Origin of the sequence: Veillonella parvula (genome assembly GCF_032575955.1) — a bacterium.
GTDB lineage: Bacteria > Bacillota > Negativicutes > Veillonellales > Veillonellaceae > Veillonella > Veillonella parvula_J.
This window is the reverse complement of sequence record NZ_JAWFXN010000009.1, coordinates 1-15311: the sequence shown is the minus strand read 5'-3', so window position 1 is coordinate 15311 and position 15311 is coordinate 1. Positions and strand designations below refer to the sequence as shown.

12 protein-coding genes and 1 pseudogene are annotated in these 15311 nt (G+C 37.4%); 10 read left to right on the top strand and 3 right to left on the bottom strand.

What is annotated here, in order from left to right:
- Positions 1-84 precede the first annotated feature (84 nt).
- Positions 85-723: a hypothetical protein gene (locus E7L28_RS07800; RefSeq protein ID WP_316604085.1), complete on the top strand. Its 639-nt coding sequence runs from the start codon at positions 85-87 to the stop codon at positions 721-723.
- Positions 724-806: 83 nt separating this feature from the next.
- Here the strand turns inward: E7L28_RS07800 and E7L28_RS07795 are convergent, their stop codons facing one another.
- Both E7L28_RS07795 and E7L28_RS07790 read right to left on the bottom strand, forming a co-directional pair.
- Positions 807-1835: a ribonucleotide-diphosphate reductase subunit beta gene (locus E7L28_RS07795; protein ID WP_129823396.1), complete on the bottom strand. Its 1029-nt coding sequence runs from the start codon at positions 1833-1835 to the stop codon at positions 807-809.
- 74 nt (positions 1836-1909) lie between these two features.
- Positions 1910-4192 carry a ribonucleoside-diphosphate reductase subunit alpha gene (locus tag E7L28_RS07790; protein WP_316691764.1) on the bottom strand — a complete coding sequence of 761 codons (2283 nt, stop codon included), beginning with the start codon at positions 4190-4192 and terminating at the stop codon, positions 1910-1912.
- 444 nt (positions 4193-4636) lie between these two features.
- Between E7L28_RS07790 and E7L28_RS07785 the strand changes: the two genes are divergently transcribed.
- Positions 4637-5152: a flavodoxin family protein gene (locus E7L28_RS07785; protein ID WP_316691763.1), complete on the top strand. Its 516-nt coding sequence runs from the start codon at positions 4637-4639 to the stop codon at positions 5150-5152.
- Between the two features lie 85 nt (positions 5153-5237).
- Here the strand turns inward: E7L28_RS07785 and E7L28_RS07780 are convergent, their stop codons facing one another.
- Positions 5238-6797: a hypothetical protein gene (locus E7L28_RS07780; RefSeq protein WP_316691762.1), complete on the bottom strand. Its 1560-nt coding sequence runs from the start codon at positions 6795-6797 to the stop codon at positions 5238-5240.
- Positions 6798-6950: 153 nt separating this feature from the next.
- On the opposite strand from E7L28_RS07780, the gene E7L28_RS07775 reads away from it, so the two are divergent.
- The 8 genes and pseudogenes from E7L28_RS07775 to tnpA form a co-directional block, all read left to right on the top strand.
- Positions 6951-8123 carry an iron-containing alcohol dehydrogenase gene (locus E7L28_RS07775; protein WP_316604297.1) on the top strand — a complete coding sequence of 391 codons (1173 nt, stop codon included), beginning with the start codon at positions 6951-6953 and terminating at the stop codon, positions 8121-8123.
- A gap of 226 nt (positions 8124-8349) precedes the next feature.
- Entirely contained in the window at positions 8350-8997 is a 648-nt protein-coding gene (locus E7L28_RS07770) for a hypothetical protein (protein ID WP_316604296.1), read from the top strand.
- 30 nt (positions 8998-9027) lie between these two features.
- The gene (locus E7L28_RS07765; RefSeq protein WP_316604295.1) at positions 9028-9894 is read left to right on the top strand and encodes a hypothetical protein; all 867 of its coding nucleotides are present in this window, start codon (positions 9028-9030) and stop codon (positions 9892-9894) included.
- Between the two features lie 147 nt (positions 9895-10041).
- Positions 10042-10953 carry a hypothetical protein gene (locus E7L28_RS07760; RefSeq protein ID WP_316604294.1) on the top strand — a complete coding sequence of 304 codons (912 nt, stop codon included), beginning with the start codon at positions 10042-10044 and terminating at the stop codon, positions 10951-10953.
- A gap of 108 nt (positions 10954-11061) precedes the next feature.
- Positions 11062-12099, top strand: a complete 1038-nt coding sequence (locus E7L28_RS07755; RefSeq protein ID WP_287533218.1) for a nicotinate-nucleotide--dimethylbenzimidazole phosphoribosyltransferase — start codon at positions 11062-11064, stop codon at positions 12097-12099.
- A 9-nt stretch (positions 12100-12108) separates the two neighbouring features.
- Positions 12109-13422, top strand: coding sequence for a DUF389 domain-containing protein (locus E7L28_RS07750; protein WP_287533219.1), 1314 nt, complete (start codon positions 12109-12111; stop codon positions 13420-13422).
- A gap of 369 nt (positions 13423-13791) precedes the next feature.
- Positions 13792-14613 carry a MetQ/NlpA family ABC transporter substrate-binding protein gene (locus tag E7L28_RS07745; RefSeq protein ID WP_295793341.1) on the top strand — a complete coding sequence of 274 codons (822 nt, stop codon included), beginning with the start codon at positions 13792-13794 and terminating at the stop codon, positions 14611-14613.
- 242 nt (positions 14614-14855) lie between these two features.
- Positions 14856-15311: pseudogene (tnpA, locus tag E7L28_RS07740) on the top strand (IS200/IS605 family transposase); the annotation flags it as partial.

Here is a 15311-nt window from a genome sequence, read left to right as displayed (position 1 = left end):
TATAATATTTATATATATTTACATATATATAAATATTAACTATTATTTGATTATATAGAATTTCTTAAGTAAGGAGAATTCATTATGACAGCAGAACAAAAAGCAGCTACGGCAGCAACAAGTTCTACCGCAGCTAAACCAACACCTGAACAAGGTACTGAATGGATAATTTGCCGTGTATGCGGATATATTGAGGAAGCTAAGTACAGGGATCAACCTTGTCCAGCATGTGGTTTCCCTCCAACAGTTTGGATGGATTACAAGCCACGTCGCATTGATCCAAAACGTGAAAAATTGCTAGATCTTCACTTACATCCAATTGCGGTACATTTCCCAATCGTAGCAACAGTAGCTTCTTTCTTAGTACCTGTTATTGCATTGTTGATTCCATCTATTGCAAATATATTATTCTCTGCAATTACATTAGTAGCAATGATTTTACCACTCCTCGTTATTATTGGTGGTATTTCTGGTTATATTAGTAGTAAATTACGTTACAAAACAGGAACATCTAAAATTCCTAAAGCAAAGATTTACTTAACAGTGATTTACTTTATTCTTTCCTGTGCACAAGCCTATATCGCTATTGCTAACGGTGTAAATGCTGATAACGCATGGATTATGATTGTTTTAGGTATCGTAGCTTCTGTCTTTGCTGCCAAACTTGGTAAAATGGGGTCCTATCTATTTGCAGGTCGATTCGGCCCATATACAGCTGGCTAACCATTATTAACTGAATAACCTTTATAATGAAAAAAGTGATTCTCTCACCGTGAGAATCACTTTTTCTTTTATCTTTTTTGTTATTATTCTAAATCATCAAAATCAAATGCTGCTGCTTTTGTATAGTTTGTAACTTTTGCTTCGAAGAAGTCAGTTTTTGTGCTATTCAAGTTGGAGAAGCTTTCAATCCATTCCATAGGATTTTCTTTGATTTCAGGGTATAGATGAGGCAAGCCGATTGCTTCTAAGCGGATATTGGCAAGGTATTTGATGTAGCGTTCAATAAGAACGTTGTTAAGGCCGAGGATTTTATCATCAGTGATGTATTGACCCCAAGCGATTTCGTTTTCTGCACCTTGGCGAATCATGTCAGTGATTTTCGCTTCCAGTTCAGGAGTGAACAAGTCAGGGCGTTCACGACGTAACTCGCGGATGATGTTTTGGAATAATACAAGATGAGTTACTTCGTCGCGGTTGATGTATTTGAAAATAGTGGATGTAGCTGTCATTTTACCTTGGCGTGCCAATGTGTAGAAGAAGCTAAAACCAGAGTAGAAGTAGATACCTTCTAAGATATAGTTGGCAATGATTGTATGAATAAGGTTTGCTTCGCTAGGATCGTCGCTGAAACGTTGGTATGCATCGGCGATAAAGCGGTTACGAGCAAGCAATGTCTTATCTGTACGCCATTCGTCATAGATTTTGTCACGTGTAATAGGATTTGTTACAGTGTCCAAAATGTAGGAATAACTTTGAGCGTGAATTTCTTCTTGGAATGCTTGGATATTCAATAAAGATGCCACTTCAGATGCTGTAATATAACGGCTTAAGTTAGGCAAGTTTTCAGATTGAATAGAATCAAGAAAGTTCAAGAATGCAATAATTTTGTCAAATGCACGGCGTTCGTAATCTGTTAAGTATGGGAATTGCTTAACGTCTTCGTTCAAGGAAATCTCTTCAGGAATCCAGAAGTTGTTGAGCATTGTACGGTACATTTGGTTCGCCCAGTCGTACTTGATACGGTTCCATTCGCGAAGGTTTGTGGTGTTGCCGCCAATCATAGATTGCGTGCCACGTTCACCATGTTCGTTGAAAATCAGTTTTTTATCCATAGTAGGACTCCTTTATACAACGATGCGACCTATACTGCTATAGGTCGTCATCAGATTTATAAACACATCTCGTATTAGGAGGAGCAGCTAGTGCATTCATCCATTTCAAGGGATTGGTTACGGATGTAGTAGATTGTTTTGATACCTTGTTTATAGGCCTCAACATAAAGATCTAGGATTTCTTTCGCTTTCATTTGAGGTGTGATATACAAGTTGAAAGATTGTGCTTGGTCAATATGACGTTGACGTACGCCACAAGCTTTGATGGACCATTGTTGGTCGATTGTATGCGCCTCTTTGTAGAGCCAGAATGTTTTGTTGTTCAAATCTGGAGCTGTTTTTGGGGTGAAAGAACCTTTCTTTTCTTCGATAAAGAATTTTTTGAAGATTGGGTCGATACCAGCAGTAGTATTTGCAATGTTGGAAGTAGAACCAGTAGGCGCTACAGCCATCAAGTAACCATTGCGAATACCGTATTTAGCAACGTCTGCCGCCAATTGTTTCCAACGATCAGATGTGTAGCCACGACGTGTGAAGTATGCACCAGTTTCCCATTCGGAACCTTTGAATGCAGGGTACGCACCTTTTTCTTTAGCCAATTCCATGGAGGCTTTGATGGAATAGTAAGCGATATTTTCGAACAATTTGTCCGCTACTTCAATGTGCTCATCAGATTCCCATTGGATATCGTGGTTTACGAGGTAGTGATGGTAACCGGACGTACCAAGACCAATAGCGCGGTATTTATCAGATGTCATGCGAGACTCTGGTACCGGCGCTTGGTTAATGGAAATAACATTGTCTAGCATGCGAATTTGAAGGGCAATGTTTTCTTCTAATTCTTCGTCAGTAATACGGCCAAGGCTGATGGAATTCAAGTTACATGTAACCATGTCGCCTGTATTTGTTTTTGTAGTGATAGTGCCGTCTTCGTTGATAATTTCTTCAGCAAGGTTTGTGAAGCCAACGTTTTGTGCGATTTCGTGGCACAAGTTAGATGCGTAAATCATACCTGCATGTTTGTTAGGGTTTGCAGCGTTTACAGTGTCGCGGAAGAAGATGAATGGTGTACCAGTTTCAACAGCAGAGCGCATGATTTTTTTCATCATGTCTAGTGCTGGAACTTCGATGCCGTGTAAGTTCGGATCTTGTTCACATTCAAGGTAACGTTTTGTGAACTCTTTGTTATCGTCTGTGTCGTAGAAGTCCTCTAGAGCATAGCCTTTTACAGCCAAGATTTCATGAGGGTCGAAGAGGGTGAAGTTTTCACGAGCTAACATACGCTCCATGAAGATGTTTGGAACAGAGATAGCAGGGAAGATATCGTGTGCTTTACGACGGTCGTCACCATTGTTTGTACGAAGCTCTACGAATTCGTAGAAGTCTTTGTGCCAAATATCAAGTGTTACTGTAGCGCCGCCTTTACGTTTACCCAATTGGTCTACTGCAACAGCTGTATCGTTGTATAAACGGATCCAAGGAATAACGCCACCAGAGGAGTTTTTGAAACCGCGGATGTCGGAGTTCAATGCACGAACTTTACCAAGGTAGATACCAAGAGCACCACCGTGTTTAGATACGCGGGAGAACTTGCTGTTTACGTCGTAAATGGACCATAAGTTATCATCTACACCAGAGATGAAGCAAGAGGACAACTGATGGAATGGTGTACCAGCATTTGCCAATGTAGGTGTAGCTGTTGTCATTTTTAACTGGCTCATCAAATCGTAGAATTTCTTAGCGTATTCTACTTTGTTTTTGCCCTCTACCAATGCCAAGTGCATTGCTATAGCCATGAAGCGTTCTTGTGGCAATTCAAAGATTTCTTTGTTGAAGCCTTTTACCAAGTAACGGTCAGCCAATAATTTAAGACCTTCATAGTTGAAGAGGTAGTCGCGCTTAGGTTTGATGTAATCGCCTAACTCTTGCAATTCATCAGGTGTATATTCTGTAACGAAGAAGTTAGCGTATTTTTTCTCTTCTACAAGCATATGTACAAGATTTGGGAAGTTACCATAACCGAATGCTTTATAACGACGAGTGATAGCTGCTTCTTTATAGAGGTCGAACAAGAAGAGGCGAGCTGCTACAAACTGCCAATCTTGGTTCATTTTATTAACTTGGTTGCCGAAACCGTCGTCTTTTTTAGAGATAACCTTTTCAATAGCTGTTTGTACTAAAGTTTTTTGAATCTCTTTAGTAGTCATGCCATCAACGAATTGTAACTTTGCATCCAACTCCAATTCTAGTGGATCACAAGAATCTAACCCCAAACATGCGAAGGCAATCATACGTTTCGTTTTTTCAACGGATAAAGGCTCGAAATGGCCATCCCGTTTCTTGATCATAATCTCCATTACTGTTCCCCTTGAGTCTTAAAAGTAATAAAACTGTTAATCTAAGCATATATAAGATTAGACTGAAAAGTATAAAATATCTTTAAGTTAAGTCTAATCAGAAAAATAAGAAAACTACTATATGTTGTAGTTTTCCTATTGAGCTTATACATTATGTTACGATTATAGCGAAAAAATTCTATACATTCAATATTGACATTTAGAAATTTATAAATATAGAATACTTAAATTTATCGATATAGTTATAAATGCTAGAAAGTACTATATAAAGAGCATATATGTATGATGATTTTGAATGATGTATCTCTTTTGTGAATAGTAAAATAGTACGTGACAGTATATAAAATTCCGTTCTATATCGTTCTATATACTATTGTGATTTATTTTATTAAAAGCATGTCATATATGTCCTATAATAGATATATAGTAAATAGGAGGTAAGACATGAAGTCTATTGTTATATATTCATCCCTTACGGGAAATACGAAACAAGTGGCAGAGGCTATTATTAGCGTATTGCCAGCAGGTACACCATGTGTGTCCATGAAAGAATTGCCTTCCGATATAGCATCCTATGATCTTGTGTTTGCAGGATTTTGGGTGGATAAAGGGACAGCTAATAAAGAAGCTCGTGATGTACTCGGTACATTAGATAATCCTCATATTGCCTTGTTTGCAACAGCAGGCGTACCACCGCAAATGGCACATGCAAAGGAAAGTTTAATCAATGCAGCCAATTGTTTACCAGATGGCGTAGAGCCTGTAGGAACCTTTATCTGCCAAGGCAAGGTAGATCCTAAGGTCATCGAAATGATGTACAAGATGTTCCCGAAAGGGCATAGCCACGGTCAATCTGCTGATCGCGATGCACGTCACAAACAAGCTGCAGTACACCCAAATGAAGATGATTTTAAAGCAGCCCAAGACTTTGCCCAACATATTCTAGCCAAGTTAGATTGATGAATAAAAGCAGTACCTCTTCCGGGGTACTGCTTTTGTCATATTATATATGATGTTGTAATTATTACTATATTGTATTATATGCTTAATTATAAAGTACATTAAATTTAAGTTTACGTGTATCGAATTGGTTTATGAAGTACGACGTAATTAATAACTTATATCCATTGCCTTCTATAATGACCGGATCGATAGCTGTTTTATCGACTGTAAGGAACTTATCATAAATATGATGAACCTCTGTTACTCCATTTGGTAGAGATACCTCTAAATCAAGGCCGTTGTTGAGGAACTTGAAGGAGATGGAGTCGAAGTTGGCAGACTCTACTTGGTATTCTTTAAGATCTTGTTCGTATACAATTAACTCGATGTTTTCAATGTATTTATCGTATCCTGCAATAGAGATAACCTTTGGTGCAGACAAAGCATCAAAATTGATATACTCGACGCGTCTGCCGTTTGTTGGGTTTGTATCTGGCAGTTTTAAATCATCTACAGGGACATATGGTGTGCCATAGTCCGTGAAGTTAGGGTCAAAGGTAGCAGCTATTGGTAGGCTTGCATGCCATTCGCCATCAACTTTAGTATAGGTCACAAATTCACGATACGTTGCATATCCTATGAATGGCGTCAAGAGAACAGTACCTAAGGCAAGAGCCATAACTGTTGTGTGTACAGATGGTTTTAAACCCTTCACAAGAGAGTATACATTGTGTACTAAGAAGATTAAATTGAATGCACTCACGTAAATCGTATTGAGCCAGAGAACTGGTTCATTAATCACACGTTTACCGATAAGAGCTAAGCACAGTGTAGTTAACGTAATGAATAAGAAACATAGGATTTGCTGTGTTCTGCTACTTTCACTAGATCTAAAGCTAGCCAAGTAGAATAGGTAGAAAATGGCTACATACGGATAATAGGTATAGAAGAAACGCGTATCCTCTCGAAGCCCTAACAGGATCAAGACTAAATAGATATTAGCTAGAATGCCTGTAATAATGGACGCCTTAGGCAAGATGATGCCGAATATAACAGTAAAAAATGAGTTTGGTGCTGGAGGACCTGCGGGATCCTCTTTGTAAGAACATACCATAGATAGACAAATGAACATATTAATGGATGCGAGTACCTTAAAAATGGTTTCTTCAAAGTTGAATGGTTGGTCCACGATGATGAAGAAGAACCATAAACTCATGATGATAACAATGTTATATATCGTAGACGTAACAAGGGTGATGCCAATCCGTTTGATGCGGTTAATGATTTCACCGATGTAGTGTTCACCAGGCGATGTGAAATACAAGGCAATCATGGAGTACAGCCATAGGTACGATATATTTTCCGTAGCCAGTTCAATACCCCGCACATAGCCGTAGCTTTCGTGAATCATATAAAGGCCAACACTGATTCCGATACTTACTAAGGTATATAAAACGGAAAACTTTCGAGCCCTTGTTATATAGCTTTGTAATATAACGATAAAGAAATACAGTGAGTATAGCTTAATGTCGATTTCGGCAAACCAATCTTGTTCAATATACAACGGTGTACATGAAAATATGGCAATTAATGCCAGTAATATAGGCGACTGCGTTGCTAGGTCCCGCAGCGAAGACCATAAATGTTTAATGGCAAATTTCATAGATGTTCTCTCCCTCTATAAATATAAATATAAATACCCCTCTTATTATTAGTATACCTGTTTTCTAGTGAAAGCCCTATGAGGTTTTACATGCTTTTAAATATCCTTTACAATAACACTAAGAAGTAGTTTTCAAAGAAAAGAGGTTATCACATGGAATTCTCTTATTTTTTACCTGTAAATATCCAATTTGGTTGGAATAAAGTAGATAATGTTGCTGAGTTTGTTGCACCGTACGGCAAGAAAGCACTTATTGTAACTGGTCGTACTAGTGCTAAAAAATCTGGTTTATATGACCGGGTGGTAGCAAAGCTTGATGCAGCTCATATCGGTCATGTATTGTTTGATCAAGTAGATGCCAATCCATTGACCACGACAGCCTTAGACGGCGCTGCGTTAGCTAAATCTGAAAGCTGTGATATGGTTATTGCTATCGGCGGTGGTTCCATCATGGACTGTGCCAAAGGGATTGCCTTTATGGCGGTGAATGAAGGCGATATTAACGACTATATTTTCAACCGTAAAGTTAGTGATAATGCGCTGCCTCTTATTGTTATTCCAACGACTTGTGGTACCGGCTCTGAAGGCAACGGTTTTGGTGTTCTTACTAATCCTGAAACAGGTGATAAGAAATCTTTACGCTGCAATGCTATTGTGCCAAAGGTTTCTATTGTAGATCCTGCCGTAATGGGCACAATGCCACCTCATGTATTGGCATCTGTAGGCTTTGATGCACTATGCCACAACATCGAGGCCTATACATCTAAAACGGCGCAACCTTTCACCGATGCGTTAGCTCATTATGCTGTAACCTTATTAGCACAATACCTTGTACCACTATATAAACATGTGAAAGCAAGGGCGGAAGGCAAACCAGCTGTTCTCAACGAAACTCAACTCACAAAAGCTTGGGAGTCTGTTACATTAGCTAGCACAATTGGGGGCATGGTTATTAATACAGCTGGTGTAACATTAGCACATGGTATGGAACATCCGGCAAGTGGCCTTAAAGATATTACCCATGGTGTAGGCCTTGCCGTTATTGAACCTGTTGCGGTGGAATATACATGGAGTGCAAACCCTGATAAATTTGGTGTCTTAGCTCGGATATTTAACCACGGAGATGGTTCCGAACTAGGCGAAGCATTACGCCTAGTCGTACATGACCTAGACCTTACTACAAACTTTACAGAATTAGGATTTACGAAAAAAGACATTCCATGGCTCGTAGATAATGTATACGTTGTAGCTACAGGCAATATAGCTAATACAGTAGCTAAAATAAGCCGTGAAGATATAGAAGCATTGTATAAAAAGATGTTTTAAGTGCTGAAGATGTTTTATGTGTTGTCCATAATAGGAGAGAGTTTTGTTCCAAGGATTTTATGGTCTATTAACAGTTCTACTATGCGTGTTGTTTGCAATTGTGGTAGTGCTATTTAATATAGCGCCTATTACATATATTGTTTTTGGCATAGCCATAGTATCGAGTATATTTCTACAATATAGGCGCTTTAAGAAACAGTCCATATCTGAAAAAAGGCACACTCAGTTGGCTTGGTGTTTGTATATTGCCTTTACCCTCAGCTTTTCTTGGTTAGTAAGCGATTGGTTTAGGTACGACTTAAAAACAAGCATTGAGCAATTTGATTCCTTCGAGTATAGTACCATGGATTGGACTCAAGGGTGGCCTAATAGTGGAGAACTACCAGATGGGTTAAAACGACCAGAAAAACTTCCCGACGGTATTTATAGAGCGTCTGCTTTTCGTAGTAGTTTAGCTTGGGCTAATGCATATCCAGAGAGATATACTGTACTTGAGGGGGACCCTAAAGTAATTGCTCAATATGAGGCAATAGCAAAGCAAAATGCAGCCTATACAGCGCAAATTGATGCGGATGGTGTATTACGTGATTTAGATACTAGGGAGAAAAAGCGTTTTATATCTCACCCTAATAGCTATAGTATTGTAGAGAGTATAGAAGAAGAATCCCTCAATTTGCCAGAACGGACTTTTATTGAGTGGCTACGCTTTGCACCTCGAAAAGTAACAAAAACAGTAGTCAAGGATACATATAATTCTACTCGAAATCATAGATTATATGTGTTTGTAGATGATGGGAATACTAAAAGGCCTCATTTTGTGGAACTTTTGATCAGTAATGATGGGACACGAGCTGTGTTTTATCAATCTAAGTAATTTGATTAGGTATTGTTGTGGAGATCGTAAATGCAACAGTGTTTAATTTACTTTAAGAAATTGTTTTTTTCTGATCCTTATAGAAAGAGTATATGGTTTTTTATAATTCTTTGGGTATTAACATTTTTCTTCTCAGATTATATCTCGTATTCTGGGATGTACTATCTGATTTTATTAATCGCCACGATTGTATTATTGCTTGAAAAATGTAGAGTTATTGATAGTGAGAAAACTGTACGTAAAAGATTTTTATCATATTTTTATGTTATCTTTTTTCTGTGTATGCTTCCTACATTAGCTGTTACCTTAGTGTTTTCTGCTGTAGGATTATCCCATTATGATACTCAACGGTGGTACTCTACATGGCCATCATCTAAAGCAGGTTATATTCCATCTCAATTGCAAGCGCCTAAGTCTTTACCAGAGAGTTTGAAAGTGGTTTCTTCTGCTGAGATAATAGGATTGGGTGGAAATTATAGTTGCTTAGTATTAGATGGTGATAAAGTAACGATTTCAAGGTATGAGGAAACTGTTAAATCTAATGCTTGGTATTCGTTTGTAAATGGCAGGGACAAGGATACTACAGTTGAAGCACTTAATTCGTTTACATATCCAAAAGATAAAAATGTATTGGTTAGTGACATAGATAATTATTATGAGATTATCACTATTCGACGACAAAACTGGAAATTATTTCCCTGGTTAATTGATGGCAGGCAGAGTGTCGGTGATGATCCTAATGAAGATTATTATTATAGTACTCGAGTATCAGCTGAGAAATATATAGTATATGTTGTTTACTATAACTTTGATCATGACCAGCCAAGAGTGATTTACTTTATGTTTAATCCGGAACGAACGCGAATGATTACTGTAGATATAGATATGTATCATTAGAGTTGGGCAGAGTTTGTATATAAAATTTGGAACAAAGGGGCTGTTTTGTTACAGCCCCTTTGATGATTCTACAAGTATTAAAAGGTACAATACTAGTAGAGATTGAAGTTGATTGTAGTGGTTGTTATAAAGCTAAGGAGTTGTATTGTGAAAAGAATATATTCATACATTGCTGCACTGTTAATGCTAAGTCTTATGGCTTCACAAGTACATGCAAAAGAGCCGGTTACTCAAAGTGATATTTCTGGTAGTGCTAAAGAGAAGTGCGTTAGTAGTGAACAAACTAATGATAAGATTGAAGCTGATTTACAAAGACATTTAGAACGAATGAGGACCGAGGACATAGCAAAGGGGTATTTACGTGAAGAAGAAACGTATGCTCAAGAATTAAGTTTAATTCGGGGGAGATTGTATCATTCAACGGATAAGTTGATTCATGATGAGAAAAAGACTACTCTTTTATCGTATCCAGTGGGAAGCAAGGTTCCTTGTAAGAAGAATTTAAATGATATAGATTCATATACAGACATTATTACTCGTAAAGGCATGACATTCCGCATTCCCAAAGGTGCAGAGTTGAAGATGTTCTATATGTTAGATAACAATATTTTTATAGAGTATGAGATAGGAGATATTTGGTATTCTATTCAGATTATTCCTTTAGATGTAGATCATCCTGATAGTACAGATATAGAAAATAAAGTGCTTGTAGATAAAGAGTATAATTTTTATCATTCTTTACAAACATATTGGCGCATTTGGGGACCGTACTATGAACCAAATGATACTACTTATTCAGCGGTATGGAATAATGGCTTACCTGGAATATTAGTAGATTCATATCATCCAGATAAAAAATCTAGGTTACAATTTGTTACATACGATGGACGTTATGCTGTGTTTAATCAGCTTGAATATAAACCAAGCACTAGTCCTTTTACTCATGAGCAGTTAAGAAATACGATTGAATATTTTGATTCTAATAATAATCCAGAGTTTAAGGCTAAAAAGCATAGATTATTCCCTGATGAGAGGATAATTCGTATATATGAGTACTAGTACAAAACCTATATTACTAATTATATAATTTGTGTTATACTTTTATATAGAAAAATATCGAATTAATAGAAGGCTAGTTGGCATATTCTTTGCAGACTAGAGATTAGAATGAAAGATAAGTCAGTATTACCAATTGAGGAACAATTAAATAGATTTCTTCAACCAAAATGCCTAATCCCTGGCGGTCTAGGCTTGTGGGAGGAGTATTTCCGAAAGATTTGTACTGCTTGGGGCGAGATTAGTGGTGAAATTCGACCTCAGCATATCATATTTTCTGCTGATAATGGTTGTAATATGGAAGGCTATGTAGGTTATAACTATGAGGTAACGCAAAAGCAGTCGCGTAATATGCTCTTGGGTCGTTCGTCGGCTACACAGTTTTGTAACTTTAACAACATTCCTTATGAAGTTGTGGATGTAGGAATTGCCTCAGATGATGGTATCGGAGTGGATCGCAAGGTCGCAAAGGGGACAAAGAATATATTAAACCACCCTGCTATGACTGAGGATGAATTTAATAGTGCCTTTCAAGCTGGCTATGAACGAGTTGAACATTATGTAAAGCAAGGGATAAATCTTTTTTCCTTTGGTGAAATGGGACTTGGTAATACGACGACTTCTGCCTGTGTGTTGTCTGCCTTAACTGGAGCTGATACCACTGAAACGGTAGGGCCCGGTTCTTGGCCGAATAAACCAGATTTGATGAAACGAAAAATTGATTTTGTGCGTGCTGTATTAGATAAGCATAAGGCTAGTATCGTTTCTGATAGTGAAGTTGAAAGAGTTCGTAAAATCGTAGCCCATGTAGGGGGCTTTGATATTGCTGCTATTCTTGGGGCTATGCTCGCTTGTGTTGGGTTTAAAAAGCCTTTTGTCATTGATGGTTTTATTACATCGGTAGCGGCAGCTTGTGCGGTACATATGAATGATCGTGTTAAGGATTATGCATTGCCATCTCATAACTCTCGAGAAAAAGGCACAGAGCTAGCTTTATCAGAGGTAGATATTACACAAGACATGGTTCCTATTCAAGCCCACATGTCGATGGGGGAAGGGACAGGAGCTATCTTAATGGTTCAAATGTTGAAAACGACACAGCATATGTTTGTAAACGTAGGGACCTTTGCAGATTTGATGAAATTATAAGGAGAAAGAATGAAAATAAATAAATACTTTGATATACATTTTGAGCGAGCTGATGATGCAACTATCGCTAAAAGGTTGATAGGTGGGGCTAAGATTAAGGGACCTGCGTTGGTTATCCTGATCCTCTCCATGTTTATTGCCTCTATTGGGTTAAATATGAATAGTACTGCAGTTGTTATTGGCGCTATGCTTATATCGCCGTTGATGGGACCTATTTTAGCAACTGGTTTTGGCTTCGCTACGCTTAATTTTACAGTTGTAAAAAGCGGTATTTTAAGATTGTCCTTACAGATTACGATTGCTGTTTTGGCATCTGCTTTATATTTTTATATTTCTCCCGTTCAGACGGCTACCTCTGAACTATTAGCGCGTACAGAACCGACTATTTTTGATGTATTCATTGCTATATTTGGTGGGTTAGCTGGGATTATTGGGCAAACGCGTAAGACCTTAGATAATGTTATACCAGGGGTTGCGATTGCGACTGCACTTATGCCACCACTATGTACGGCAGGATATGGACTTGCTAATGGAAATTGGCAATATTTTTTGGGGGCTAGCTATTTATTCCTTATAAATACATTCTTCATCTTCTTTGCATCTTTCATTGTTTTAAAGGGTGTATATCGTTTGCCATTCCATAAACAAGACGAAGAGCTTATTCGTCGTAACCAGCTAATATTTCTCGTGATTGGTCTTATTATGGCTATACCAAGTATTTATGCAGGCTATGATATGACCATCAAGTATTCTGAGTCAAATCATATGGAGCAGTTTATTAAGAATGATATTAATCAAGATGGACGTCGACAAGTGATTGATTATTCATTGGATCAAACGAATAAGCTAGTAGACATAGTAGTTATAGGAGCTCCTGTAACTTCAGAGGAGCAAGCCCAGTTGGATGACAAGTTACAGAAGGATGAGTACTTGCAGCCTTATACATTACGATTTGTTAATAGCGTAGATGAGAAAAAATCTACTATGGATAAGACAAACTTGAATAAATCTTCAGAGAATCTTGAAACATATAAAAACTTGAGTAATCTGTACCAGCCGACTTATCAATTAGTAAGTGATACTATAAATACTATGAAAACGACAGAAGCTGAAGCAAAGGCGTTATTCCCGTTTGTAAGCAAAGTGGAAGGCATGCCTTTAATAGATAATCTAGAACAGCCTAAAGCGAGTCGCTATATGGTGATTATCCATACTACATCCACTATATCTGATGCAGATTTGGAACGAATAAAAGCTTGGTTAGAGGCTAAATTATCAGCACCTGTAATTATTTCTATCGAGCAAACAACGTCAACTCTATAAGTTGATTTTTTGATTTTGATTATATTGTTTATTATATAGGGTGACATTTATAACGGTACTAAGTATGATTTTAGCTATTAGGTATATTACCTAGTAGTACGGGGAATCATCTTAGTACCGTTTTTATGTACTTGGCATAGCTAAATGTAATTACTCTTATCTTGCTATAGATTAAGGTTATATTAATTGATATGTAAAAACTATTATACGAGTGGGAATTAAATTGCTATACTTACAACATCGAAATTATTAAATAATTAAATGTAGATACAAGTTAAGAAAAATAGATTTATTACAATATCTACGAATGTTGTATACGTATGAGTCCTCGTCCGAGATGTAGGTTTTCATCGTAGATAGGAGGATTACATGAAAAAATGGTTAGCATTAGCAGCGACGGCCGTACTAGGTGCGTCCTTATTGATTAGTGGTTGTGGCTCTTCCACAAATAACGCGAGCTCTAGTGGCTCTAAAGAGGTATTAAAGGTAGCCGCAAATCCTGTACCTCATGCTGAAATTTTAGAACAAGTTAAACCTATTTTGGCTAAGGAAGGTGTAGACTTACAAATCGTTGAATTTACAGACTACATCCAACCAAATATGGCTCTATCTAGCCATGAAGTAGATGCAAACTTCTTTGCAAACGTACCTTACCAAAATAACTACAATAAAGATCATGGTACAAACTTTGTAAGCTTTGCACCAGTTCACATCGAACCATTGGCTATCTACTCTCAAAAAATTAAAGACTTGAAAGACTTGCCAAATGGTGCAAAAGTAGCTATCCCGTCTGACCCAACAAACAGTGCTCGTGCACTTCTCTTGTTGCAAAGTGCTGGTCTAGTAACATTGAAAGATCCAACAGGTTTGACTAACACACCATTCGATGTGACTAGCAATCCTAAAAACATCCAAATTACTGAGTTAGAAGCAGCTCAAATTCCTCGTTCCATTCAAGACTTAGACGCAGCTGTAATCAATGCTAACTATGCGTTGCCAGCTGGTCTTAATCCTACAAAAGATGGCTTATTCGTAGAAAAAGCTGACTCTCCATATGCAAATCTTCTTTCTGTTAACCCTGGTGATGAAAATAAACCAGCTATCCAAAAATTAGCTAAAGCATTACAATCTCCAGAAGTTAAGAAGTTCATCGAAGAACACTACAAGGGAGCTATCATCCCAGCGTTCTAATTGATCGTTAATAATATATGTATCTGATACAATACCTTCTCATGACAAACTCTATAGATACGAAAAAGGCGTAATACCATTGGTGTTACGTCTTTTTTTGTTGTACGCCGAATAGGCATGACTAAACCCCCAGTTAAACTTGGGGTCAGTAAAATTTCTTAGAGAAAAGGAAAGAACCTCCTAGTGATAAAATGAAGTTGGTCTGGCAACCACAACATTTTAACATAGGAGGTTCAATGTCAATGAATGACGTAAAAAGTTTATCACATAGTAAATGGAGATGTAAATATCATATTGTTTTTGTTCCAAAGTATAGAAGGCAAATAATTTATGGTCGGATAAAAGTTGATGTAGGTAAAATCCTAAGAGATTTATGTAAGAGAAAAATGTAGAGATTATCGAGGCAGAATGCTGTCTAGATCATATACATATGCTAGTAACAATTCCACCACATTTAAGCGTATCAAGTTTTATGGGATATTTAAAAAGTAAAAGTAGCCTCATGATATTCGATAAACACGCAAATTTAAAATATAAGTATGGAAATAGACATTTTGGTGTAGAGGATATTATGTGGATACGGTAGGACGATATGAAGGAGCGATAAAAGAGTATATTTGCAATCAGTTACAAGAAGATATAGCACAAGATACATTAAACTTTAAAGAATATACCGACCCGTTTACGGGTGAGCCGGT

Bases quoted from the DNA above. Each gene is read 5' to 3' on its own strand.
- E7L28_RS07780 (WP_316691762.1), bottom strand. From the start codon at position 6,797: ATGAAATTTGCCATTAAACATTTATGGTCTTCGCTGCGGGACCTAGCA.
- E7L28_RS07785 (WP_316691763.1), top strand. From the start codon at position 4,637: ATGAAGTCTATTGTTATATATTCATCCCTTACGGGAAATACGAAACAA.
- E7L28_RS07795 (WP_129823396.1), bottom strand. From the start codon at position 1,835: ATGGATAAAAAACTGATTTTCAACGAACATGGTGAACGTGGCACGCAA.
- E7L28_RS07765 (WP_316604295.1), top strand. From the start codon at position 9,028: ATGCAACAGTGTTTAATTTACTTTAAGAAATTGTTTTTTTCTGATCCT.
- E7L28_RS07745 (WP_295793341.1), top strand. From the start codon at position 13,792: ATGAAAAAATGGTTAGCATTAGCAGCGACGGCCGTACTAGGTGCGTCC.
- E7L28_RS07755 (WP_287533218.1), top strand. From the start codon at position 11,062: ATGAAAGATAAGTCAGTATTACCAATTGAGGAACAATTAAATAGATTT.
- E7L28_RS07750 (WP_287533219.1), top strand. From the start codon at position 12,109: ATGAAAATAAATAAATACTTTGATATACATTTTGAGCGAGCTGATGAT.
- E7L28_RS07775 (WP_316604297.1), top strand. From the start codon at position 6,951: ATGGAATTCTCTTATTTTTTACCTGTAAATATCCAATTTGGTTGGAAT.
- E7L28_RS07800 (WP_316604085.1), top strand. From the start codon at position 85: ATGACAGCAGAACAAAAAGCAGCTACGGCAGCAACAAGTTCTACCGCA.
- E7L28_RS07790 (WP_316691764.1), bottom strand. From the start codon at position 4,192: ATGGAGATTATGATCAAGAAACGGGATGGCCATTTCGAGCCTTTATCC.